The sequence below is a fragment of the Amycolatopsis sp. lyj-346 genome (genome assembly GCF_046548975.1).
Lineage (GTDB): Bacteria > Actinomycetota > Actinomycetes > Mycobacteriales > Pseudonocardiaceae > Amycolatopsis.
Genome location: NZ_JAJPWT010000026.1, coordinates 54,713 through 77,736 on the forward strand (window position 1 = coordinate 54,713; position 23,024 = coordinate 77,736).

19 protein-coding genes and 1 pseudogene are annotated in these 23,024 nt (G+C 71.3%); 11 read left to right on the forward strand and 9 right to left on the reverse strand.

All coding sequences use genetic code 11. The features are described from left to right. Positions 1–68 precede the first annotated feature (68 nt). Both ACLJQE_RS42730 and ACLJQE_RS42735 read right to left on the reverse strand, forming a co-directional pair. A complete protein-coding gene (locus tag ACLJQE_RS42730; RefSeq protein ID WP_410645576.1) occupies positions 69–476 on the reverse strand; it encodes a LysR substrate-binding domain-containing protein in 408 nt (135 codons plus the stop codon). 31 nt (positions 477–507) lie between these two features. After that, a complete protein-coding gene (locus ACLJQE_RS42735; protein ID WP_410645577.1) occupies positions 508–1,398 on the reverse strand; it encodes a LysR family transcriptional regulator in 891 nt (296 codons plus the stop codon). A 92-nt stretch (positions 1,399–1,490) separates the two neighbouring features. Here ACLJQE_RS42735 and ACLJQE_RS42740 point away from each other — a divergent pair, with 92 nt between their 5' ends. Then, entirely contained in the window at positions 1,491–2,729 is a 1,239-nt protein-coding gene (locus ACLJQE_RS42740; RefSeq protein WP_410645578.1) for a serine hydrolase domain-containing protein, read from the forward strand. A gap of 151 nt (positions 2,730–2,880) precedes the next feature. Here ACLJQE_RS42740 and ACLJQE_RS42745 read toward each other — a convergent pair whose 3' ends face one another. Both ACLJQE_RS42745 and ACLJQE_RS42750 read right to left on the reverse strand, forming a co-directional pair. After that, complete coding sequence (locus ACLJQE_RS42745; RefSeq protein WP_410645579.1) at positions 2,881–3,645, reverse strand: DUF1206 domain-containing protein; 765 nt, start codon at positions 3,643–3,645, stop codon at positions 2,881–2,883. Between the two features lie 63 nt (positions 3,646–3,708). Beyond that, on the reverse strand, positions 3,709–6,495 hold the full coding sequence (locus tag ACLJQE_RS42750; protein ID WP_410645580.1) for an ABC transporter substrate-binding protein: 2,787 nt from the start codon (positions 6,493–6,495) through the stop codon (positions 3,709–3,711). A gap of 135 nt (positions 6,496–6,630) precedes the next feature. Between ACLJQE_RS42750 and ACLJQE_RS42755 the strand changes: the two genes are divergently transcribed. Beyond that, the gene (locus ACLJQE_RS42755) at positions 6,631–7,692 is read left to right on the forward strand and encodes a TIGR01777 family oxidoreductase (protein ID WP_410645581.1); all 1,062 of its coding nucleotides are present in this window, start codon (positions 6,631–6,633) and stop codon (positions 7,690–7,692) included. Positions 7,693–7,938: 246 nt separating this feature from the next. On the opposite strand, the gene ACLJQE_RS42760 is transcribed toward ACLJQE_RS42755, so the two are convergent. Further along, entirely contained in the window at positions 7,939–10,215 is a 2,277-nt protein-coding gene (locus ACLJQE_RS42760) for a glycoside hydrolase family 3 N-terminal domain-containing protein (RefSeq protein ID WP_410645582.1), read from the reverse strand. 167 nt (positions 10,216–10,382) lie between these two features. Between ACLJQE_RS42760 and ACLJQE_RS42765 the strand changes: the two genes are divergently transcribed. The 4 genes from ACLJQE_RS42765 (at position 10,383) to ACLJQE_RS42780 (ending at position 14,190) form a co-directional block, all read left to right on the forward strand. After that, the gene (locus ACLJQE_RS42765) at positions 10,383–11,207 is read left to right on the forward strand and encodes a DUF72 domain-containing protein (protein WP_410645594.1); all 825 of its coding nucleotides are present in this window, start codon (positions 10,383–10,385) and stop codon (positions 11,205–11,207) included. Positions 11,208–11,405: 198 nt separating this feature from the next. Beyond that, positions 11,406–12,299, forward strand: coding sequence for a universal stress protein (locus tag ACLJQE_RS42770; RefSeq protein ID WP_410645583.1), 894 nt, complete (start codon positions 11,406–11,408; stop codon positions 12,297–12,299). 249 nt (positions 12,300–12,548) lie between these two features. Beyond that, on the forward strand, positions 12,549–13,265 hold the full coding sequence (locus ACLJQE_RS42775) for a hypothetical protein (RefSeq protein ID WP_410645584.1): 717 nt from the start codon (positions 12,549–12,551) through the stop codon (positions 13,263–13,265). 85 nt (positions 13,266–13,350) lie between these two features. Further along, positions 13,351–14,190, forward strand: coding sequence for a tetratricopeptide repeat protein (locus ACLJQE_RS42780; RefSeq protein WP_410645585.1), 840 nt, complete (start codon positions 13,351–13,353; stop codon positions 14,188–14,190). A gap of 31 nt (positions 14,191–14,221) precedes the next feature. Here ACLJQE_RS42780 and ACLJQE_RS42785 read toward each other — a convergent pair whose 3' ends face one another. Beyond that, complete coding sequence (locus tag ACLJQE_RS42785) at positions 14,222–14,575, reverse strand: TetR/AcrR family transcriptional regulator C-terminal domain-containing protein (RefSeq protein ID WP_410645586.1); 354 nt, start codon at positions 14,573–14,575, stop codon at positions 14,222–14,224. Between ACLJQE_RS42785 and ACLJQE_RS42790 the strand changes: the two are divergent. Beyond that, positions 14,459–14,770 (forward strand): annotated as a pseudogene (locus ACLJQE_RS42790) (DUF4389 domain-containing protein); the annotation flags it as partial. The gene ACLJQE_RS42785 and the pseudogene ACLJQE_RS42790 sit on opposite strands and share 117 nt — an antisense overlap. A 41-nt stretch (positions 14,771–14,811) precedes the next feature. On the opposite strand, the gene ACLJQE_RS42795 reads toward ACLJQE_RS42790, so the two are convergent. After that, positions 14,812–16,263: a cellulose binding domain-containing protein gene (locus ACLJQE_RS42795; protein WP_410645587.1), complete on the reverse strand. Its 1,452-nt coding sequence runs from the start codon at positions 16,261–16,263 to the stop codon at positions 14,812–14,814. A 393-nt stretch (positions 16,264–16,656) separates the two neighbouring features. Here ACLJQE_RS42795 and ACLJQE_RS42800 point away from each other — a divergent pair, with 393 nt between their 5' ends. Next, on the forward strand, positions 16,657–17,499 hold the full coding sequence (locus tag ACLJQE_RS42800) for a hypothetical protein (RefSeq protein WP_410645588.1): 843 nt from the start codon (positions 16,657–16,659) through the stop codon (positions 17,497–17,499). A gap of 24 nt (positions 17,500–17,523) precedes the next feature. Here the strand turns inward: ACLJQE_RS42800 and ACLJQE_RS42805 are convergent, their stop codons facing one another. Together ACLJQE_RS42805 and ACLJQE_RS42810 are read right to left on the reverse strand one after the other, a co-directional pair. Next, entirely contained in the window at positions 17,524–18,372 is an 849-nt protein-coding gene (locus ACLJQE_RS42805) for a hypothetical protein (RefSeq protein WP_410645589.1), read from the reverse strand. A gap of 172 nt (positions 18,373–18,544) precedes the next feature. Next, positions 18,545–18,880, reverse strand: coding sequence for a hypothetical protein (locus ACLJQE_RS42810; RefSeq protein ID WP_410645590.1), 336 nt, complete (start codon positions 18,878–18,880; stop codon positions 18,545–18,547). A gap of 296 nt (positions 18,881–19,176) precedes the next feature. Here ACLJQE_RS42810 and ACLJQE_RS42815 point away from each other — a divergent pair, with 296 nt between their 5' ends. The 3 genes from ACLJQE_RS42815 to ACLJQE_RS42825 all read left to right on the forward strand — a co-directional run bounded on the left by ACLJQE_RS42815 (position 19,177) and on the right by ACLJQE_RS42825 (position 22,916). Further along, positions 19,177–19,797: a hypothetical protein gene (locus tag ACLJQE_RS42815; RefSeq protein WP_410645595.1), complete on the forward strand. Its 621-nt coding sequence runs from the start codon at positions 19,177–19,179 to the stop codon at positions 19,795–19,797. Between the two features lie 49 nt (positions 19,798–19,846). Next, positions 19,847–21,658 carry a serine/threonine-protein kinase gene (locus ACLJQE_RS42820; RefSeq protein ID WP_410645591.1) on the forward strand — a complete coding sequence of 604 codons (1,812 nt, stop codon included), beginning with the start codon at positions 19,847–19,849 and terminating at the stop codon, positions 21,656–21,658. A 70-nt stretch (positions 21,659–21,728) separates the two neighbouring features. Next, positions 21,729–22,916, forward strand: a complete 1,188-nt coding sequence (locus ACLJQE_RS42825) for a right-handed parallel beta-helix repeat-containing protein (protein WP_410645596.1) — start codon at positions 21,729–21,731, stop codon at positions 22,914–22,916. The last annotated feature ends 108 nt before the right edge of the window (positions 22,917–23,024 follow it).

Genomic DNA, 23,024 nt, shown 5'->3' on the forward strand with positions numbered 1-23,024 from the left:
CCGGGTGCGGAAGAGTGCTGGTCGAAGCAATCGAATAATCGAAAGAATCGACGAACATTCGAGGTGGATCACAGCCAGTTCGTCTCGGCCGGAAGCGGGATGCCGTACCGGCTCGCCTGGGTGATGGCCGCCCGGAACGCGGTCGCCGCCGGGGCCAGCGGGCGGTGGGGGACGCGGACCACCGCGATGGTGCGTTCGGTGCGCGGGTGGCCGAGCGGCCGGTGGCGCAGGCCGGCGAACGTCATCAGCGGGAGGACGAGTCCCGGTACCGCGGACACACCGAGGCCCGCGGCGACGAGTCCCGCGTGAACGGTCAGGTCCATGCGCAGCGGCTCACCTTCACGACCGGCCCGCTGCACGAGGACGTCGTCCTGGCGGGCCGGCTGAAGGCCGGCCACCGCCACGGCCACGAACGGGCCGCCGTCGTGCCGGGGAAGGCGGACGACCTGCCGGTCCACCTCTGGCCGCCCCGTCACCGGGGGCAGCGTCGAGGTGACCACGCTGGGTTCACCCCCCGCTGACGCCGAGGTCGCGGACCACGGCCGCCAGCGCGTGCACCATCTCGTTGTCGGTGTCGCTGCGCCACACCAGGCCCCAGCGCAGGCCCGGCCAGTCGTGGATCGGCACGTACACGATGTCGGGCCGGGCGTGGTAGCGCGCCACGTGCCCGCCGAGGTTGTGCAGGCCGTCGCCGTTCCCGACGTGGGTGAAGATGTCGTCGAGGCTCGCGATGTACGGCGGGCGGCGGTCGATCGCCCGGCCGCTCGGCGTTTGGAACGGGGTGAAGGCGTCGGCCCAGTAATCGGGACTGGGCGGGCCCTGCAGGATGCCGTGGTCCCCGAACACCTCCAGCGACACCGACTTCTCGCCGGCCAGTTCGTGGTCCGGGGCCAGGAGCAGCACGCTGTGTTCGGTGTAGACGGTCGGGCCGACGGTCAGGTCGGGTTCCTCCACCGGCAGCCAGGCCACGAGCACGTCGATGTCCCCGTTGCGGATCGGGGCGAACGCGTTGACGAACGGGTTGTGGCGGATGTGCAGGCCCCACCGGGAATGCCGGGCGCGGAACGCCTCCCAGTACGGCCGCAGGTCGTGCGCGTTGGCCGGCAGCATGCCGACCCGCAGCACGCCGGTCTTGCCTTCGGCGGCCAGCCGGGCCTTGGCCATGCCCTCCCGCAGGGACCGGTAGGCGGGCAACAGGTCCGTGCGCAGCTGCTCGCCGACCGGGGTGAGCCGCACCGACCGGCTGGTGCGCTCGAACAGCGGGGCGCCGACACCGCGCTCCTGCTTCTTGATCGCCTGGCTCACCCGGGCCTGTGAGACGTGCAACCGCGCCGCCGTGCGGCCGAAGTGCAGTTCTTCGGCGAGCGTCAGGAATATTTCGATGTCCCGCAGTTCCAAGTCCTGCCCCCAGGATCGATAAGTGCCGTGTTATCCAGACGATGCCAGAACCGCCGTTGTTCCCGGGCCGCATCCCCACGATGCTCGGAGGCATGTCACAGACAGTGAGTTGGGATCGAGCGGGGAACTGGACGATGACGGGCGGCGGGTTGTCCGCGCCGGACCGGATCCGCGACGTGCTGAGCAGGCACGTCGAGGTCGGCACCGTGCCCGGGCTGGTCGCGCTGGTCGGCCGCGGCGACGAGGTGCACGTCGAGGCGCTCGGCACGCTGCACGAGGGCGGCACCACGCCGATGGGCCGGGACACGATCTTCCGGATGGCCTCGCTCACCAAGCCGGTCACCGCCGCCGCGGCGATGATCCTGGTGGAGGAGTGCCGCCTGCGCCTCGACGACCCGGTCGAGACGTGGCTGCCCGAGCTGGCCGGACGGCGGGTGCTGTCCCGGATCGACGCGCCGCTGGACGACACCGTCCCGGCGGCCCGCTCGATCACCGTGCGGGACCTGCTGACGCTGACCTTCGGCTTCGGCGTGGTGTTCGCGCTGTGCCCGATCCTGGAGGCGGCGCTGGAACTGGGAGTCGTCGGCGACGGCACCGCGAACTGGCCCACGGTGGGCCAGGACGAGTGGCTGCGCCGGCTGGGCACGCTCCCGCTGATGTACCAGCCGGGGGACCGTTGGCAGTACCACGTCGGCTCGGACGTGCTCGGCGTGCTCGTCTCGCGGGCGGCGGGGCAGCCGTTCGGCGCGTTCCTGGCCGAGCGCCTGTTCGGCCCGCTCGGCATGGTGGACACGGGCTTCCACGTTCCGGCGGAGAAGATCCACCGGCTGCCGTCGAGCTACGCCCACGACCCGACGACCGGTGAGCTGACGGTGTGGGACGAGGCGCGCGACGGCAAGTACAGCCGCCCGCCGGCCTTCGAGGCGGGCGGCGACGGCCTGGTGTCCACAGTGGACGACTACCACGCGTTCCTGCGGATGCTCGCGGCCGGGGGTGTCCACCGCGGCCGGCGCGTGCTGTCCCGCGCGACCGTCGCGCTGATGACCACGGACCACCTGACCCCGGCCCAGAAGGTGGAGAAGGACCAGTTCGGTGACCACTTCGGCCACCACGGCGGCTACGGCTTCGGCATGGCGGTCCGCACCCACCGGCGCGACCTGGCCTCCCCGGGCCAGTTCGGCTGGGACGGCGGCCTCGGCACGACCGCGTACGCCGACCCGGCGGAGGACCTGGTCGGCATCCTGCTGACGCAGACGGCGCTGGATTCGCCGGACACCCCGCGGCTGCACCAGGACTTCTGGACCACCGCGTACCAGACCCTGGACGGCTGAGGGGGGCATTGGGGCTGTCGCCGGTGTCGCGAATGACTCATTGGGGACCTCAGGCGTCCCGAGTGAGTCATTCGCGACGGTCGAATCCCGCTGCTGCCGGGCGGTGCACCGGCACCAGCCCCAACGGCGCCGGCTGACCGCTCCTCCCGCGTCACAGCCGGCGGAAGCGGGCCTCCAGCAGCGCGAACACGCCGAACACCGCGATCCCCGCGGCCAGCGTCAGCAGCAGCGCCTGTCCGTAGGGCTGCGCGGCCAGCGTCTTCAGCGCCGGATCCAGACCGGCCGCCTTGCCGGGGTCGTACTGGACGGCCGCCAGGACGAACATCGCCCCCACCGTCGCGTAGGTGACGCCGACCGCGCACCAGCCGATCTGGCCGAGCCGCGTGGTCGACAGCCGCAGGGTGCGGGACGCGCCGCCGAAGTCGAGGTCGTGGAGGAACTTCTTCCGGGCTCCGCGGTAGGCGAGCCACGCCGCGATCCCGATGACCAGGACGCCCGCCGCGATCACCGCGAACGCGCCCCACGGCCGGCTCAGCACGCTCGACACCACCGACCCGGCCTTGCCGGACGAGCCCACCGCCGTCTTGCCCGCGCTGTAGGCGACGAGGCCGTACAGCACGACTTCGATCCCGCTGACCGCCCGCCGCGCCCAGCGCCGCCGGGGTTTCGCGTTCCGATGGCCGGTGATCGCCTCGGCGAGCTGCCACAGGGCCAGCACGCCGGTACCGGCGGCGACCAGCCAGAGCAGCCAGGCACCGCCTTCGGACGCGACGATCTGCAGCGCGCCCGCCTTGTCGGCGCGATCGTTGTCGCCCAGCGCCACCTGGGCGGCCAGCCACGCGACGATCAGGTGCACGGCCGCGTAGCAGGTCAGGCCGATCCGGGCCAGCAGGCTGAATGCTCTCGATTCGGGCATGAAGGTGAGTTTTGCTCACCTTGCCGGGTTTGGCCACACTCACGGCGCCACGGAGGCCGCCGGTCAGGGATCGACCGGGCACCAGGTGTCGGACGTCGGACCGCCGGCGGCGCCGCAGTAGCCGTGCAGGGATTTGTCGACTTCGCCGCCCGAGACGCCCATCACCGCGACCGGCTTGTTCTGCGGCACGTTCCGGCTGATGTCGCCGCCGTAGTCGATGATGCCGGTGACGCCTTCGAGGTACTTGTTGACCTGCTTCGCACCCGGGCGCGAAGTGTGGATGGCGGTGATCTGGCGCCAGATCGCGCCCGGCGTCACCGGGATCTCGGCCGCCGTCTCGCGCAGGTACGCCGCCGCGACGATCACCACCTGGGCGGCGTCGTAGGCCAGGGCGGCGTGGCCGTCGTACGAGCGGCCCTCCGGCGTCCGCTCGAACGGGAACAGCGTCTGGTCCAGCGTCGTGTAGAAGTCGAGGGCCACGCCGCTCGGCTCGGTGACCGGCGCGGTGGCGAACGACAGGTAGTAGTAGGGCAGCGCGCGGTTGCGCCGGCGTTCGTTCTGGTCGGCGACGAACCGCGTGACGTCGTCGTCGCCGATCACCGTGGCCCGGCTGCCGCACTGCGCGGCGCTGCCGAGGAACTGGCCGAAGTCGGGGACGCCCCGGCCGGCGAAGAACGCCACCCCGTCGTACGAACAGGTGTCGCGGCCCGCCGCGCCGGCGTTGCCCAGCAGCGTCTCGCCGTACCGCACGTGCGACGGCGGCCCGCCGAGCTCCCCGTCCGGGGTGAACGCCCGCCCCTCGGCCTGGAACCCCTTTTCGCGGAAGGACTGCATGACGTCGTCACGCAGGTTGGTGCTGTAGATGTCGGCGTCGTCGTCGGAGTAGTAGACGCGGACCACGCGCGGGCCCGGCAGCTGCTCGGCGAACCCGGCCGCCACCGCGGCTTCGCGCCGGTTCTGCGGGGTGACCTGGAAGTACATCGGGTTCAGGTCGGCCAGCGGGTCCGCGGACAGCGTCGAGGCGACCATCGGCAGCCCGGCGTTGGTCAGCGCGGCGATGGTGCGCTGGGTCGGCTCGCTGCTCAGGTCGAGCCCGACCACCCCCACGATGCTGTTGTCCTGCTGGGCCTGCAGCCGCAGCTGGTTCGCCACCCGCACGCCTTCGCGCATGTTGCGGCCCGCGTTGGCGATGAGCACCCGGACGATCGGGTCGCCCGAGCCCGGCGCGTTCAGCTGCCGCAGCTGGGCGACCGCGACCCCCTCCAGGGATTCGCGTTCGGTGGTCAGCCCCTCCGCGAGGTTGTTGGACGACGTCAGCGCCTGCAGCACGACGAGCGTGATGTACGGCCGCTCCGGGTGGGCCGCGTGCAGCCGCTCCGCGCGGCGGTTCTGGTCCAGCACGACCGCTTCGACCTGCCGGATGGTCGCGTCCGACGGCTGGAAGATGTCCTGGGAGCCGTCCGTGGTGCCGACGCACTCGCTGCCCGTCCAGGTAAGCCAGTGGTTGTCGGAGCCGCAGTGCTCGGCGTAGGTGTCGTGGGTGCGGTAGGCGACGAACCCGGCGACCAGCGCGACGACCACCACCGGCACCCCGATCCGCGTCCAGCGGCTCGCCCACCACGGCGGCCGGACCTGCTTGCGGAACCGGTAGTCGCTGCCGAGGGTCTGCAGCATCTGCCGGACCTTCGGCTCGTCGTCGTCGGCGGGTGGCCGGACGCCGACCGGCAGGTACCAGGCGGTCGGCCGGCGCTCACGCCGGTCGCGTTCGAGCTGGTTCTGCCAGGCCACGTACGCGGCGCGTGCCTGCTCCGCCTGGAACTGCGGGCGGTGCGGGGTCGGCTCGGCATCCGGCGGCGGCGCGGGGCTGGCGCTGACGACCAGCAGCGGGTCGAACCGCCCGACCTGGTTGCGGACCGAGTTGACGAGCTCCAGCAGCCGGTAGCCGCCGTTCCCGACGCTCACCTCGTCCAGCAGCAGGACGGGGTAGGTCATCCGGCGCCGCCGCCACACCCGCCAGGGCCGCAGCCGGTAGGCGCGCCGCAGGTCTTCGAGGAAGGCGTTGAGCAGCAGGCGGCAGACGTACTCGGGGGCCTCTTCCTGCCACTGTCCCTCGGTGAGCCGGCGGGCGAAGCGGACGAAGCTGCCGGACATTTCGGGGGCCAGGTGGGGTTGCCGCAGGAACCAGCGGTACCGCCCGGAGAGCAGGGGCACCCGCCCGGTGACGGCGATCCGGAAGGTCAGCAGGGTCAGCCCGCGCACGAGCAGCGAGAAGACCTTCCAGATGCCCTGGTTTTCGGGCAGCTGCCGGGCGGCGTCCTCGGCGGACGAGCTGAACCGCTCGGCGAGGCTGATCCGCCGGATGGCCCGCCGCAGCACCCCGTCGGGATCGTCGCGGCCGTCGTAGTCCTGCAGCATGAGCCAGTAAACGAGGTCGAACAGCGGGAAGGGCACCCTGCTGGTGTGCGCGGTCGCGCTGTCGCCGAGTTCCTTCCGCGCCTCACGCAGGACGTCCCGGACGACGGTGACGGAATCGGCGGTCGCCGGCCCGGCTTCGTCCCGCCCTTCGTGTTCGGCGAGCCCGGGCCGCGCGTACCGGATGCTGCCGTGCGGTTTCGCGGTTTTGAGCCGCTCGGCGACGGCGGCGAGCACCTCCCCGCTTTCCGGCGGCCGGACGAGGCACACCATGGGAAGGCCACGCCGTTCGGACCGTTCGTCCTGGTACTCACCCCATTCGCACTGTTCGTCGAGTTTCCGCGGCCGATCACCGAGCCGGGGCCGGAGGCAAAGCGCGCCGAGCAGTTTGACCAGTACGTCGGCGCCGAGAAAGCCGAGCGGCCCTGTTCTCCCCATTGGCACAGAATGGCACATTTGCCGTGGAACCGGTTCCGCAGAATTACCGACAAGGGTGTAACAATTGTGACGCGGTGTCTGCGGGCCGTGGTTCGGCGAGCGCCGGGGGGAGTCTTCTCGTAGGCTCCGCCGGACATGGCATCTTCGGTGCATCGAGAGGTGATCGTGACCCCCGCGCCGGAAGCTTTCCTGCGTTCGCTGGCCGCCGACCGGGCCCGCCGGTCGGCGGCGGACCTGGCCGCGCTCCGGCGGTACCGGCACGATCCGCTGACGGTCGCCGTCACCGGGGCGAGCGGTCTGGCCGGGACGGCCCTGACGGCGCTGCTGACCGCCGGGGGACACCGCGTCGTCCGGCTGGTGCGGCGGCCCGTGGCCGCCCCCGGCGAGCGGACGTGGCAGCCGGCGGAACCGGCCGCGGACCTGCTCGAGGGCGTCGACGCGGTCGTGCACCTGGCCGGCGCCCCGCTCGACGGCCCGTTCGACGACCGGCACCGGCGAGCCGTGCGCGACAGCCGGATCGCGCCGACGCGGGCCCTCGCGGACCTGGCCGCGCGCACCCCCGGCGGGCCGGAGGTGTTCGTCTCGGCGTCCGCGACCGGCTACTACGGGCCCGGCCGAGGCGATGCGGTCCTCACCGAGGAAAGCCCGCAGGGGCACGGGTTTTTCGCCGACGTCGTCGCCGGGTGGGAGGCGGCGACCGAGCCGGCGTCGGCGGCCGGGCTGCGGGTGGTCCGGGTGCGCACCGGCCTGGTGCTGAGCCCGCGCGGCGGCTTGCTGCGGCTGCAGTACCCGCTGTTCGCCGCCGGGCTGGGCGGCCCGCTCGGCACCGGACGGCAGTGGATGCCGTGGATCGGCATCGACGACCTGGCCGACGTCTACCTGCGGGCCGTGACCGACTCCGTCCTCAGTGGACCGGTCAACGCGGTGAGCCCGGAACCGGTGCGCAACGCCGAGTACACGCGCACGCTGGGGACCGTGCTCAGGCGGCCGACGCTGCCCGAGGTGCCGCCGTCCGGCCCCCGGCTGCTCCTCGGCCAGGACGGTGCCCGCGAACTCGCGCTCGCCGACCAGCGCGTGGCACCCCGCCGGCTGGCCGAGGCCGGCCACGAGTTCCGCCACCGCCGCCTGGCCGACGCGCTCGCGCACCTGCTCGGCACCGCGGCCGAACCGATCGGTGCCACCGGCCTGACGACCTGATTCGCCGGGTGCCGGCCGAAATGGTCGGCCATCGAATCGGTGGCGGATGCCTTTGATTCGTGGGCGCGTGCCTGGTTCTCGCTTCCGGAAGCCGAACTGTTCTTCGTCAGCGTCCTGCCGCAGTTCCTCGACCCCGCGGGCCCGGCCGCCGCGCAGGTCCTCGTGCTGGGCACCCTCGACATCCGCTCGTCGGCCTCGGGGTCACGCTGGTCGCCACCAGCTGACCCCGCGCAGCGCCGTTCCTCGTCAGCCGACGGTGAAGCTCGCCGAGAGCGTGGCGGCCGAGCTGGTGCCGACGTAGACCTCGATCTTGCCCGGCTCCACCCGGAACCGGGCGGTGTTGTCGTAGAACCCGACGTCGTCCGGGGTGAGGGTGAACGACACCGTCGTCGACGCGCCGGCGGCCAGGGTCACCCGCCGGAAGCCGCGCAGCCGCCGCACCGGCTGGACCATGCTCGCGACCGGGTCGCGCAGGTAGAGCTGGACGACCTCGTCGCCGGCGCGGCCGCCGGTGTTGGTCACGGTGGCGCCGACCTCGAGCCGGCCGCCGCGGGCCGGCAGGCGCGTGCCCGACAGCCGCAGGTCGTCGACGCGGAACGTGGTGTAGGACAGGCCGTGGCCGAACTCGTAGAGCGGCCCGCTCGCCAGGTCCAGGTACTTGGACGTGTACTTGTTGGCCGGGTCGGCCGGGCGTCCGGTGTTTTCGTGGTTGTAGTAGACCGGGATCTGGCCCACCGCGCGCGGGAAGCTCACCGGCAGCTTGCCGCCCGGGTTGACCACGCCGAACAGGACGTCCGCGATCGCGTGGCCGCCCTGCACGCCGGGCGCCCACGCTTCGAGGATGGCGGGGGCGTTCTCGTGCAGGTACGGGATCGTCAGCGGGCGGCCGTTGACGAGCACGACCACGAACGGCTTCCCGGTTTCCGCGATCGCGGCCACCAGCTGCTGCTGCACGCCGGGGAGGTCGATATCGCTGCGTGCCGCCGCTTCGCCGCTCATCGCCGCGGTTTCGCCGACCACCACGACCGTCACGTCGGCGGCACGCGCCGCCTGCCGGGCGGCGGCGAATCCGCCGGTGTCCGTCCCGTCGACCGTGCACCCGGGCGTGTAGCTCACGGAGGCACCGGGTACCGCGGCCTTGATCCCGTCGACGACGGTCACCGGCGGCGTCGTCCCGGCACCGGTGCCCAGGCCCGCCCAGGTGCCGTTGAGGTCGTAGGTGGCCGCACCGAGCGGCCCGACGACGGCGACCGAGCCGACGGTCTTCGCCAGCGGCAGCACGGGTCCGTCGTTCTTGAGCAGCACCATGCAGCGCGCGGCGGCCTGCCGGGACGCGGCCAGCGCGGCCGGTGAAGGCGCTTTCACTTCGGCCGTTTCGTCGGCGTACGGGCGCTCGAACAGGCCGAGCCGGACCTTGACGAGCAGGATCCGGCGGACGGCGTCGTCGAGCTGGTCGCGGGTGATCCGGCGCTCGGCCAGCAGCCGCTCGGCGAAGCGGGCGTAGTTGGTGCTGACCATTTCCATGTCGACGCCCGCCGGCAGGGCGGCCGCCGCGGCGTCCGCGCCGTCGCCGGCCAGGCCGTGCAGGATCAGTTCCTCGATGCCGGTGTAGTCGCTGACGACGAACCCGCGGAAGCCGTAGGCGCCCTTGAGGACGTCGTGCAGGACGTGGCCGTTGCCGTGGGCCGGCACGCCGCTGATGGTGTTGAAGCTCGCCATGACGGTCGCGACACCCGCTTCGACGCAGGCCTTGAACGGCGGCAGGTAGAGGTTGTGCAGCCGCTGCAGCGAGACGTCCACGGTGTTGTAGTCACGCCCGCCTTCGGCGCCGCCGTAGGCGACGAAGTGCTTGGCGCAGGCGGCAACCCGGTCGGGTGCGGAGTAGTCGTTGCCCTGGTAGGCCCGGACCTTGGCGACGGCGAACTGCGTCGCGAGGTAGGGGTCTTCGCCGTACCCTTCGGCGATCCGCCCCCACCGCGGCTCGTGGGTGACGTCCATCATCGGCGCGTAGGTCCAGTGGATGCCGCTGGTGCGGGCCTCCTTGGCCGAGACGGCGGCGTCGGTGCCCGCGACGGCGGGGTCGAAGCTCGCGCCCTGGGCGAGCGGGATGGGGAAGTTGGTGGTGTACCCGTGGATGACGTCGAGACCGAAGATCAGCGGGATGCCGAGCCGCGTCCGCTCGACGGCGATGCGCTGCAGGGCGTTGAGCTTCGCGGCACCGACGACGGAGAAGACACCCCCGAGCCGGCCGCCGTCCAGTGCCGCGCGGGCGGCGGTCTCGTCGCCGACGAGCTGGAGCTGGCCGATCTTCTCGGCGAGGGTCATCTTCGCGAGCAGCGCCTCGACGCGTCGATCGCGCTCGGGGGTCTGTCCCGTCCCCACCGACTCCACCGCCTCGGCCGCGTCCGCCGCCGGCGGGCCGAGCAGCCCGGCGGAGGCCATCCCACCGGCGAGGCCGGCGAGCACCCGGCGCCGGTTCACCCCACCCGCGGCCGAAGTTCCGGGACGATCCTGCTGCGACATGGCGGGGACCCTTTCGCGAGGCGGGAAATCCTCTGACCGGTCAGGCCAGCTCAGCCTAGTACGGCACCGGCGATGACACCGGCTGTGGAAATCCGTTGCGCGGGTAGTAGTTTCACCCGGGATCGGAGGGAGCTGACCCAGTGGCACGTCTGCATGTCGGCTGCGCGATGTGGACCCACAAGGCGTGGCCCGGCCGGTTCCTGCCGCCGTCGCTGCCGGCCAAGGAGCGCCTGCGCGCGTACGCCGGCTGGTGCAACGCGGTCGAAGGCAACACCACCTTCTACGCCACGCCGGCCCGTGACACGGTGGCGACGTGGGCGCAGCAGACCGGCCCCGGGTTCCGGTTCGTGGTCAAGCTGCCCAAGGTCGTCACGCACGAGCGCCGGTTCGCCGGGGTCGAGGTGGAGATGCGGGCGTTCCTGGACGCGATCGAACCCCTCGGCGACCGGGCGGTCCTGTGGACCCAGCTGCCGGGCTCGTTCGGTCCCGGGGACGTCGACGCCCTCGCCCGCTTCCTGCGCCGCCTCCCGGCCGAACTCCGCCGGGCGGTGGAGGTGCGGCACCCCGCGTTCTTCACCGACACCGGCGCGACGTCGCTGCTGGAGGGCGTGCTGGCCGGCGCCGACGCGGAGTGGGTGCCGTTCGACACCACGGTTTTCTTCCGGAGCCCACCGGTCAGCGAGGCCGAGCAGGAGACCTGGGCCAAGAAGCCCCGGCTGCCGCGGCGGACGCGGGCCCTGACCGGGCACCCGATCATCCGCTACCTGGGCCGGGACTCGGCGGAGGAGACGATCGAGGGCTGGCAGCCGTGGCTCGAGGTGGTCACCGGGTGGCTGCGCGAGGGCCGCGCACCGACGGTTTTCGTGCACACGCCGGACAACGCCGACGCACCCGCACTGGCCCGCCGCTTCCACGACGAGGTGCGGGCACGGGTGCCCGGGCTGGAAGCGTTGCCCGAGCCGGAACCGGTCGAGCCCGCAACCTTGTTCTGACGGCCGCTCACCCGGCCGGCGCGACCATGATGCCCGCCGGCCCCCGGAGCACCTGGCCGGCCGCGCCACCGAGAGCGCGTGAGCCGAGCGCTCGGCGGATGACCGGGTGCTCCGGCTGCCGTCGTCGTCGCGATTAGGGCGGCATCGGCCGGGTAACCGCCCGGACGGGCTCTGGTGGCGCACGGAGCGGAGGTTGTGATGTCCGAAGCGTTCGCGACAGACCGCGGGGTGGTGGCCGGCTACGACGGGTCCGGCCCGGCCCGGACGGCGGTGGAGTGGGCGGCGGACGAGGCCGTCAGCCGCGGTTGCCCGCTGGCTGTGGTCCACGTCGTCCACTGGCCACCGCCCGGCCCGCACCTGGTGCCCGGCACGGACGAGGCGACCCAGGAGCTGACCGCGCGTACCCAGGCCGAACGGCTGCTGGCCGACGTCGCCGAAGAACTCCGCAGGTCCCGGCCGGAGCTGACCGTGCGGACGAGTGTCGAACCGGGCCGGACCGGTGAGACGCTGGCCCGCGTCGCCCAGCAGGCGGAACTGCTGGTGATCGGGCCGTCCGGACAAGGCGCGCTGCCCCGGGTCGTGCTGGGTTCGACCGCCGCGGAAGTGCTGCACACCGGCGACCGGCCGGTGGTCGTGGTCCGGTCCGCCGACGCGTCCGCCGGGACCGGGCCGGTCGTGGTCGGCGTCGACGGGTCGGACATCAGCTCCGCCGCCATCGGCTTCGCGTTCGACTTCGCCGCCCGGCACGGGCGCGAGCTGCTGGCCGTGCACGCCTGGACCGACCTGCCGATGCACGTCGTGGAACCCGTCGGCGGCTGGGCGGAGGACTGGCCGGACATCCGCGACCGCGGGCAGCAGCTGCTCGACGAGTCCCTGGCCCGCCCAGCCGAACGGCATCCCGGCGTCACCGTCCGCCGGACGATCAGTGTCGACCGGCCCGCCGGCGCGTTGCTGGACGCCGCCGCCGGCGCCGCGCTGCTGGTGGTCGGCAGCCATGGCCGCGGCGCCCTCGGCCGGGTGCTGCTCGGCTCGGTCAGCCACGCGATGATCTACCACGCCCCCTGCCCGGTCGCGGTCGTGCACGTCCGCTGAGCTCCCAGGGAGCCTGCGCCCGTGCACTACGGCCTGTCGAGGACGCCCGGGTGCCGGCCGGCACGCTCCGGGTCCGCCGGGTTTCGGCCAGCGCGGCGTTCCACGCTTTGACCACGGGGCAGCTGCTTGGCGTTCCACACGCTGGGCTGTGGTCACCTGGACGTCGTACCCGGCCGCGCCGAGCGGATGAAGCGTCAAGATCGTGCTAGAACGGAGCAGTTCCCACGGCGTCGACGCGAGGGGGTTGTTGTGAGTGGCGAAGAAAAGGTCCTCCGCTTCCACAACGAGTTGGCGGGCGGAGCGTACGAGATGGTCGTTCAAGCGGGCGTGGTGCACGGCGGCGTTCACGTAAACCAGACCGCGGGGGACAGCCCGAGTGCGTTGGAGAACCCGGTCATCGTGACCGTGCACCGGAAAGCCGGCGCGCGGCTGGCGGTGGACGCCGATCCACCGAGGGTCATGGAGCCCAGCGGCAGCACCTACATCGTCACTCTGGAGGCGTGGACGACCCGGGCGGTCGTTCTCCGCGCCGCACGGGTCGTCGTGCTTTCACGTCGGATACCCCGTCCGGCGTGCCGCGAAGGTTTCATCGGGGCGCGCCCGTCGGTTCGGCACTTCGAGACCAATCTCGACAGGCACGTCGAGCCTCGCCTTCCCGGTTTCGATGCCGGCTCACCGCGCCTCGATCCCGTCGGACCGGATTTTCCGTTCACGATCAGCGCCACCGACGTCGAGCAGTTCCGGTTCACCGCCCATGCGAACGCTGAAGAAGTTCGGTGGCAGGTGGAACTGGACTGGATCTGCGCAGGACGGGAGGGCACAGCCGTCATCAACGACAACGGACGGCCGTTCGAGACCTATCCGGTGCAGGTCCTCGACGCTGCCCCCGGCTCGTGGGCGCTGCGCCACAGGTGCGAGGGGAGCTGGGGGGCATGCTCCGAACTGTCCCTGGGAACGGAGAAGTGATGACCCTGCGCTGGCCGCCGCCGACCGCGGTCAGTCCACCGGGCTCCAGGAAGTTTACGACTCAGTCCTGAAACTGGACGCCGAGGTGCAGGCCCCGCTACCTGACGACCCGGCGAACTGGCCAGTCTACGACCGGCTTTCCTCGCACGTGCGGACCCTTCTCGGCCAGCCGGGTTTCCGCAGTCACGAGGCGGAAACCTTTCGCGCTCTGCTCGTCCGCGTCATTCGCTATCTCGAGGTGTCCCGGCAGGGGTGGATCGGGGCGCGGATCGCGGGCGCGGTGCACGGTGAATGGGAAACGCATCTCGGTGAGGACCATCCGGACAGCCTGGCTCTTGCGAACAGGCTCGCTGCATGTCACTACGGTGAACGCGACTTCGGCGAAGCGCGAATCCAGTGGGTGGGCCTCCTGTCGCGATTCCGGAAGGTCTTCGGGCCCGAGCACGCCGACACGCTGACCGTCACCAGCAACCTGGCCCTGGCCCTCGGCGGCGACGGCGAATTGGCGGCCGCGGAAAAGTTTGCCCGGGCAGCCCTGGTGACGAGCAGGGAAAAGCTTGGCGACGAGCACATCGTCACTCGCCGAGCCCAGCGTGTCGTCCAGTACCTCGGGGTGCTGCGCGAAAACGCTGAATTGTTCGCCGAGGTGAGCTCTGTGCTCAAATCCGGTTCCGGAAACAACTACAACGAGGACGACTACGCTGTACGTGATCACGACACCTGGGTGACTGTCAACCTGACGAAACAACTCTACAACCCGAATGAGCCTGAACGACGACGGTTGCAGGCGATCGCCGAGCAGATCGACGCCAAGCTGCTCGCGGCAGGATTCGCCTTGACACACGTTTCGGACCACGCCGAGGGGGTCCCGGATCTCCTGACCTCAGGACTCACGGGGCTCGCGGTCATCCGGAAGCCACGGTGACCAGCCCGGATCCGCTGGCCACCGCGGATCCTCAGCGGCGGTGACCGTCGGGCATGGACCGGGTGAGCGCGTCGAGGATCACGGTGAGCCCGAATTCGAACTCGTCACCGAAGTCGTAGCCGGGACGGCGGATGTGCTCGGTGGCCATCTCGACGAGGTGCGGGTACTCGGCGGCAGAGATCTGCGGCACCATCCGATCGGCCACTTCGGTGGCGGTGTCCGGGGAGTCGAACGGCAGCGCGGCCTCTTGGATCGCGAATCCGTAGGTGTAGCGTTCTTCGCGATCCTCATCACCGGGCGCTACCCGCACTACGCCTACGGTGCGCTCGGAACCGACCGGTACCCGCCGTTCACCCTCAACGAGGTCGCCGACTATCCCGCACACCTGTCGGTGGACTACCCACAGCACCTCTCGCGCGGGCTGGTGCTGGTCAAGTGGTGGCTACTGGCCATTCCGCACTACATCGTCGTCGCCGTCATCCTCGGACTGAACCGGTGGGCGTTGCGAGTCGCCGGCTACGCCGGCCTGATGACCGACACCTACCCGCCGTTCCGCCTCGACCAAGGCGGCAACGACCCCACCGGCCTCACGCTGCCCGCCGACCCGTCCTGAAATCCGGGTCACCAGGTCAGCGGGAGGGTGGCGACGTAGTCGGTGAGCAGTCCCGAGATGAGCCGGTGGTCGTTGCGGGAGAAGTGCCAGTCGCAGCCGAGGCGGTCCAGCCTCGGGTCGTCCAGGTTCCAGAACCGGACCCGGCTGTCGTTGCGGTCGGAGACGACCTGCTGGGCCGTCTGGGCGAACAGGTTCGTGGCGGCCACCACGATGATCGTGCCGGAGCCGTACTGGGCGCGGAGTTTGTCGAGGAAGCCTTGGTAGGCGTTCTTGTACGCGGTGACCAGGCTGTCGGTGGTCCACGGTTCGCCGGGGTTGATGGCGGTGCTGAAGTCGTTGCTGCCCAGGCCGACCACGACCAGCTGCGGCCGCCACGTGGCGGGGGTGCGCCACACGTCGCCGGGGACGTTCTGCAGGGTGCGGTCGTAGGAGGTGCGGAAGTCGGTCCCGGGGTCGCTGCCGTTGTAGTTGCGGACCATGCCGCGGCCGGAGTGGGCGTTGACCTGGTAGTCGGCGTTCAGGCCCCGGGCGGTGAGGGCGCCGAAGCTGAGATCGGTGTTGGTGTTGCGGTCGACTCCGCCGTTGGCCGAGCAGTCGCGGGTGGTGGAGAGGTTGCCGTAGCCGGCGGTCAGCGAGTCGCCGATGAACTCGATCTGCCGGGTGCGGGCGGCGGGTTTGGCGAGGATTTCACCGCCGGGTGCCGCGACGAAGCCGTCGAACTCGCCCGCGGCCCACGCGCTTTCGGTGCGCTTGACCAGCCGCACGCTGTGCTCGGCGGCGGTCAGGCCCCGGATCTGGTGGGTGGTGCGGCCCGGGGTGACCAGGGTGGCGACCGTGGTGCCGTCGATCTGGACGTCGTAGTCGTTGCTGGAGTCGTTGAGCACGATGTCCACGCCGGTGCCGCGGAAGCGGCCCTCGAAGGAGATACCGGGCCAGGTGTACTGCACGCCGTCCCCGGCGAGTTTGACCCGGCCCACCGTGTGCGCTCGCGTCAGCGCGTCCGAAGGCGGCGGGGAGGTGGTGGTCGTCGGGGGGACGGGACCGTTGCACCGGGTGCCGTTGAGGGCGAAGTCGGCGGGGACGAGGTTGGCGGCGTTGTTCCACGAGCCGCTGAACCCGAACCCGGTACTCGCGCCGGTGCCGAGGGAGCCGTTCCAGCCGGCGTTGCCGACCGCGACCTGGGCGCCGGACTGGGCGACGGTGCCGTTCCACAGCTGGGTGACCCGCTGGCCGCCGGTGAACGACCAGGTCAGCTGCCAGCTCGTGACCGGGTCGCCGAGGTTGGTGACGTCGACGTTCGCGGTGAAGCCGCCCTGCCACTGACTGGCGACCTGGTAGGTCACCCGGCAGCCCGCCGCGGCCTGGGCGGCGGGGATGGTGGCGATGGTGACGGCGGCCGCCATGACGGTGACGACGCCGGCGATGGCCGCCGGCCTGCTTCCGCGGCGGATGGGCTGCATCTGCGTTCCTCCGGGTACGGGTGAAGGGACGGGCACGGCATGTGGTCTTCCCGTGCCCAAGTCGGCCGGAGCGCAGTGTGGACGCAGGTTCGGCGGAACTGAAAGCGCTTCCTCGGCGGGTCGGCCCGAGACGCCTGGAAGCGCTCTCAGGCGACTGATTCTATCGACTGCGTGACCAGACTTGAAGACCTCACACGGAAGTGACCGGACCTCCACTCGCCGCCATGCGGGCGGCGGGAATACGACATCAGGGGCATTGCGCGGTCCCCGGTGCCCGGCTACCTTTGCTCGACCGAGGGTGGGTCTGCTGTTTCGACCCCGCCGGCAGAAAGCGTTTCCCCGCCTCCTTCTAGCGCGTTCGATCGAAGAATTCGACCCGCACCAGGGAGAACCATGAAACCACGATGGAGCACCGCCCTGCTGTCCGCGCTCGCGACCACGGCGTGCCTGCTGTCGGCCCCGGCGGCCCCGGCGGCCGCCGCCGACCAGTGGAACCCGCCGGCGAACCTCGTGCGGCCGATCGACGAGGTCTGGCGCCACGTCGAGAGCACCTATCCCCACCTGTACGGGTTCCGGAACTACGGCTGGGACCAGATCATGGCCAACCGTGGCTACGTCAACTACTGCGTACGGTGGGATTCCGACCAGCCCGTGTCCGCGGCCCTGCGCGACCGGATCCACGCGGCACTGGCCCGGCAGTTCAAGAAGTGGATGGACGCCCAGCTGGAGAACGGCCAGGGCTACAACAACTGGCCCTACCGGGACGTCCCGCTGAAGGTCGTCGGGTGGGCGGTCCGCAACCGGAACACGCTGCAGTGGTCCGACAACTCCGTCGACGTCTACACGGGCAACATCAACGAGAACGCGCCGCAGTGCGCTCCGGAATGCGGCCGGTTCTTCAACCAGAACGGCAGCTACCCCCGCTGCCCGGGCGGGACCGCGCGGCACTACGACATGTCGTTGTGGCTGACCGCCGGCTTCGGCGGTGGCGCCGGCGGCGACTGGGGGCAGCGCATCGGCAGCGAGTACTACGTCAACTCGCTCGACAACGACAACATCCACATCCTGCTGCACGAGATGGGGCATACGTTCGGCCTGGACGACTTCTACGACTGGACACCGACGGGCGTCTGCTGCTTCCTGATGAAGGCGGGAAGCGCGGCCCAGATCACCGAGTTCGACAAATGGATGTTCCGCGACTTCTGGCGGCACCTGAAGAACCGGTACGGCCTGTAGGGCGGAACGCACGCGCCGCGAGCTTCAGGGCTTTCCCGGTTTCTCGGCGAGTTCACGGTGCGCGGCGGCGTAGTGAGCGGTGCCGATCGCGCCGGCGACGGCGAGGACGAATCCCGCGGTGGCGGCGGCGGTGAAGCCGTCGCGGACCCGGTCGTCGAGGAAGAGCAAGCCGATGACCGAGGACACGGCGGTGTTGGTGGTGAACATGGTGGCGGTGACGGCGGTCGCACGGCTGCGTTGCAGGGCCATCGCGAACGCCGTCGCGGCGACCAGGCCGTTGACGATCATCGCCCAGATCGCGGGATTCCCGGCCAGGTGCCAGATCGGGCCCGAGGCGCCGAGGGTGCGCGCCGAGACGCCGACGACGCTGAAGCCCAGCCCGGCGCAGAACCCGAGCACGGGAGCCGACCAGCGGCGGTCGCGGTGTTCGGCGTAGAACGCGATCGCGGCGATCGGGATCGCCGCGCCCAGCAGGAGCAGCTTTCCGCCGTACGGCAGGGGCTGTGCGGGGCTCGGGTCGGCGGACAGCCCCAGCAGGACGAGGCCGGTCGCGCCGACCCCCAGCGACACCCAGCCGGCGGAGGCCAGCCGGACGCCGAGGACGGCGGAGATCGTCGCGGTCACGCCGACGCTGAACGCGAGGACCGACTGGACCAGGAACAGCGGCAGGCGGTGCAGCGCGGCGGCGGCGAAGACGAACCCCAGCAGGTCCACCCCGAGCCCGAGGAAGTAAAGCGGCTGACGCCGCAGCGCGACCAGGTCCTGGGGCGTGCCGCCGTACGCGCCGGCTCGCCGGACCCCGGCGGACTCCAGGATCGAGCCGCTGCCCGAGGCGAGGGCGGCCAAGACGGCGAGCACGTATCCGATGATCACCGGCAGAGTCTGCCAGCCTCACCCGATGATCGGAACCGGCCGCCCGTTCACCAACCGCGACCGCTCCGCTCGACATTGGTCACCCGGTGCAGTCGGGGACGGCGGGGACGCCGCCGGCCCGGATCGCGGAGTTCCGGGCAGGGGACTGCCGGTTGTGCCCCCCGGCGACGATTCAGTTCCGGGCACGTTCGCCGAAGCCGGGTGGCCGGGCGTCGACGATGTCGGTGGCCCGCACCAGGCTTGCCTGCTCATCGGAGGCGGCCCCCGGTGGGCGGACGGGTACCCAGGTGGTGCTGGTGTGCTCGTCGCGCAGACTGTGCCCCGCGACAATGCCGACGTGCTCACGCCACAGCGGTGCCCAGCGCGTCGCGGGCCCGGTCTGACCGACGCGGCTGCGGTAGCGGACGACCCAGCCAGGAGGGTAACCACCGTCGTGACGCGTGGGCCACGGCCGGTACGCGTTGCCCGTCCGGCCGGGCACTTGCCGATCGGTCTGCTCGCCATCCACCGGCGCCCGCCTTCGCTCGCGGTGCACCGGGGGTGCACGGCATCGGTCGCCGGGGTCCGGGGCGCGGTCTTCCAGACTAGGACGGGCAGTACCGGGAGCGGTTCACCCGGGCGAGTGGTTTCCCGCGAGAACCCGATATCAGTTCCGGCTGCAACGTGACCTCGTTCTCCCTGGCCGCGGGGCTATGGTGAAGGTGACACCCCAGACCTCGGTGGTCGTGGATTCCCTGGCGCGGGCCGTCCGGTTCGGCGCCCGACCGGACGGCGAGGCGCACGGTGGTGGCACGCGTGGCAGGAATGTTCCTGGTCGTCCCGGGCTGTGTCCTGGCCGTGATCGGTGCGAGGAACACCCCCGTGGACGCCCTGATCGGCTGGATCCTGGTGGGAGCGGGCGTGGGGGTGCTCGTCGCGGCCGGTGCTCCCCGGCTGCGGCGTGGGCGACAGGTCGGGGTGAGCGGACCCGACGTGCCGATGGGCGTTGCCGCCGCGGCGGCGTTCGTCGCGGCCTACCTGGTGATCGCCGGTCTGCTGGCCGCGTTCGGTGGCGACGTCACCGCGGCCGTCCTGATCCTGCTCGCCATGGCCGGGCTGCGAGCCGGGCACCGCGACCGGCCGGGGTCCCGGGACGCGCCGGCCGCTGCCCGGAACCCGCACGACGTCCAGGCCTCGGCCACGTCGCCGGCGTCCTCCGTGCCGGTGGCCGAGATGGCGACCGACGAGCTGTGCATGGCGTGGCGGCGCAGCTACTACCTCCTGTTCGTCACCCCCGACGACTCGGCGCACCAGCGCGTCGTCCAGCGACGGCAGGACTTCCTCGACGAGATCGACCGCCGCGACCGCCGCGGGTTCCTCCGCTGGCTCGACAGCGGCGCGAAGGCCGGCAGCGACCCCGCTCCGTACCTCACCACCCGAGGCTGACCGAGTGTGAAGGCTCCTCGCGTCGGCGGGTGTTTCGTAGACTGCCCGGGTGACCAAAGGGCGAGTCGTGGCTGGTCGTTATCGGCTGGAGGAGGAGCTCGGCCGGGGTGGCATGGGTGTTGTCTGGCGGGCGGTGGATCTGGAGCTGGGCAGGCAGGTGACGCTCAAGCGGGCGTTGGGTGAGGATGCGGGGCAGATCCGGCGGGAGGCGCGGATCGGGGCGGGGTTGCTGCATTCGAATGTGGTCACGGTGTTCGACACGGTGGTCGATGGGGATGCGCGGTGGCTGGTCACGGAGTATCTGGCTGCCCGGAGCCTGGAGGAGCTTGTCGATGATGGGGGCCCGCTGTCTGGGGAGCGGGTCCGGCGGATTGGTGCGCAGCTGGCCGCGGCGCTTGCGGATATGCATGCGCGGGGGATTGTTCATCGTGATGTCAAGCCGGGCAATGTTCTGGTGACGGTGGATGATGTCGCGAAGCTGACTGATTTGGGTATTGCCCGGTGGACGGAGGTCACCCGTACGGGTGGTGCTCAGTTGACGGGCACGCTGGGGTATGTCGCGCCGGAGGTGGCTGACGGCGCGGAGGCTGGGCCGGCTTCGGATGTGTTTTCGTTGGGGGCGACCTTGTACGCGGCGATCGAAGGCCGGTCGCCGTGGGGTTCGGGTGAGGATGGTCCGTTTGCGCAGATGCGTCGTGCTGCGGCGGGGCGGCCGGTGCCGGTGGAGCGGGCGGGGGAGTTGGGGCCGGTGCTTGCGGTGTTGATGGCGCGGCATCCGGCTGATCGGCCTTCGGCGGTGGAGGCGGTTTCGTTGCTGACGGCGGAGGCGTCCGTGTCGCGGCGGCCGCGTCGTCGGATGCGTCGTCGGTTGCTGGCTGGGGCCGCGGTCGCGGTGGTGGTGGTGCTGGTGGCGGGGTTTGTTCTCGGTCGGCCGTTGTGGACCACTACCGGTAGTGGTGCGCCGGCCGGGGCGACCACCCCGAGCGCACCGGCCGGGGCGAACACCCTCGGCGCCGATCCGGCGGGGACGGATCCGTGTGCGGCGATTTCGATCAATGCGCTGGCGTCGTTCGGGGAGCCGTTCGTGGATCCCGAGGTGCTGAATTTCGGTACCTGTGTGGTCACGACGACGTTGACCGGCAAGGTCGGGCAGGTGCAGACGCGGCTTGATTTGACGGGTCCGTTGCGGTATCCGCCCCGGCCGCCGGTGCCGGGGAGGATGGGTGAGATCGAGTATCCCGATGCCCGCGGCGGCTCGTGTGAGCGGGCTATTTCGCTGGCTGATGCGAACCGGGTCGTTGTCACTTCACGTGCATTGGATGAGGGTGCGAGGGAGGCGCCGGTGTGTTCGTTTTCGGAGTCGGTGCTGTCCGGGGTGCTGACGACGCTGGCGAATGGGCCTTTGCCGCGGCGCGCTCAGCTGCCGGAGTGGTCGCTGGCGCATGGTGATGCCTGTGGTCTGCTCGACGACGCCACGACGGCCGGGGTGCTGGGGCAGGTGAAGAAACCGGATCGTGGGTTCGGTGGCTGGAAGTGCACGTGGGAGCACGATCCGCGCACGGTCACCGTGGAGTACAGCCGGGAATGGCCGATCGAAGGGGATGAGGAAGTCCCGGGTGAGCGGGTGCGGGTGGGGAACCGTAATGCGGTTGTGGCGCCGGTGGCTGGTGGGCGTCCGGAGTGCGCTGTGATGGTGGTGCATCGCTCGTATACCCCGGTGTTGCCGGTGCTGAATGGCACTCCTCCGATTCGGGAGGAGGTCGTCAAGGTGGCGGTCGAGGATGCCGGCGCGGCGGGTGGGGACGTGTTGTGTGTGACGGCGCGGTCGTTGGCGGAGGTTCTGGTCCGGCGGTTGCCGTGAGTTGGGGACCGGTCCCCGGTGGTCCCGGCTAGAAAAGGGGGACCAGAGGAGACGGGACGAGAACGTGGCAATGCAGGTGCTGGCCGGAGTGGCGCTCCTGGTGGCGGCCGTGGCCGGTCCGACGGCCGAGGGGGCTGCCGGACCGGCGCCGCGGACCTTGCACGTCGGGCCGCACGGCCAGTACGCAGGAGTCCAGGCCGCGGCCGACGTGGCCCGCCCTGGCGACACGATCGCGATCGAGGCCGGCACGTACCCGGGTGGGCTGACCGTCCGCCGCGACGGCGCACCCGGGCGCCCGATCCGGTTCACCGGCATCGGCGGCACCGCGGTGCTGAGCGGCGCCGGCGGCCTGGCCGTCGGCGGGCACAGCTGGCTGGAGTTCACCGACGTGACCGTGTCCGGCTCGACCGGCTTCGGGGTTTACGCCGCGGGCGCGCACGACCTCGTGTTCGACCGCTTCGGCGTCGACGGCTCCCGCGACGGCGGGCTCGTGCTGGTCGGCTCCCGGCGGGTGCGCATCGTGGATTGCGACATCCGCGGCACCAACTCCCGCGGCACCTCGGCCGACCACGAAGCGCTGAGCATCGCCTCCGGCTCGTCGGACGTCGAGGTGTCCGGCTGCCGCGTGCACGACAACGGCGAGGAAGGCATCGACGTCAAGTACGACGACGCCGCCCGGGTGAAGATCCACCACAACGTCGTCACCGGCAACCGCGGTCCGAACATCTACGTCGACTCGTCGTCCATAGTGGACATCTACGCCAACGTCGTCGGCGGAACCCGCGAAGGCACCAAGGCCGGGATCGGACTCGCCGTCGAGGACTACTCGGAAAGCCGGCTGCTGTCGAAGGTCCGGATCTTCAACAACCTGTCCACCGGTAACGCGCAGGCCGGGCTGAGCCTGTGGGTCGAATCGACCGGGACGATGCGGGACCTGACGATCGTCAACAACACCTTCGCCGGCAATGCCCGCGGCTCCCTGCTGATCGACGCCGACCGGTTCACCGGAACGAACACCTTGCGGAACAACGTGTTCGGTGACGGACCGGTCGACGCCGGGCCGTTCGCCGCCGACCACAACTTCGCCGGAAACCCGGGATTCGCCGACCCGGCCCGCGGCGACTACCACCTCGCCGAAGGCTCCGCCGCGGTCGACGCCGGCAGCCCCGAGCGCGCCCCCCGGTTCGATCTCGACGGTGTCGCCCGGCCCGCCGGCGCGGGCTTCGACATCGGCGCCTACGAACGGAGGCGGCCGTGACCACCGAACGCCTCGACCCGCACCGCCGGCGCAGCCTCCGCCACGGCGTCACCGGCACCGTGCCCGGCATGCTGAGCGCCCTGACCGTCACCGGCGGCGTCGCCGTCC

Excerpts from the sequence above, each read along its gene's own strand:
- ACLJQE_RS42740 (WP_410645578.1), top strand. The coding sequence starts at position 1,491 with ATGTCACAGACAGTGAGTTGGGATCGAGCGGGGAACTGGACGATGACG.
- ACLJQE_RS42745 (WP_410645579.1), bottom strand. The coding sequence starts at position 3,645 with ATGCCCGAATCGAGAGCATTCAGCCTGCTGGCCCGGATCGGCCTGACC.
- ACLJQE_RS42750 (WP_410645580.1), bottom strand. The coding sequence starts at position 6,495 with ATGGGGAGAACAGGGCCGCTCGGCTTTCTCGGCGCCGACGTACTGGTC.
- ACLJQE_RS42755 (WP_410645581.1), top strand. The coding sequence starts at position 6,631 with ATGGCATCTTCGGTGCATCGAGAGGTGATCGTGACCCCCGCGCCGGAA.
- ACLJQE_RS42760 (WP_410645582.1), bottom strand. The coding sequence starts at position 10,215 with ATGTCGCAGCAGGATCGTCCCGGAACTTCGGCCGCGGGTGGGGTGAAC.
- ACLJQE_RS42765 (WP_410645594.1), top strand. The coding sequence starts at position 10,383 with ATGTGGACCCACAAGGCGTGGCCCGGCCGGTTCCTGCCGCCGTCGCTG.
- ACLJQE_RS42770 (WP_410645583.1), top strand. The coding sequence starts at position 11,406 with ATGTCCGAAGCGTTCGCGACAGACCGCGGGGTGGTGGCCGGCTACGAC.
- ACLJQE_RS42795 (WP_410645587.1), bottom strand. The coding sequence starts at position 16,263 with ATGCAGCCCATCCGCCGCGGAAGCAGGCCGGCGGCCATCGCCGGCGTC.
- ACLJQE_RS42800 (WP_410645588.1), top strand. The coding sequence starts at position 16,657 with ATGAAACCACGATGGAGCACCGCCCTGCTGTCCGCGCTCGCGACCACG.
- ACLJQE_RS42815 (WP_410645595.1), top strand. The coding sequence starts at position 19,177 with ATGTTCCTGGTCGTCCCGGGCTGTGTCCTGGCCGTGATCGGTGCGAGG.
- ACLJQE_RS42825 (WP_410645596.1), top strand. The coding sequence starts at position 21,729 with ATGCAGGTGCTGGCCGGAGTGGCGCTCCTGGTGGCGGCCGTGGCCGGT.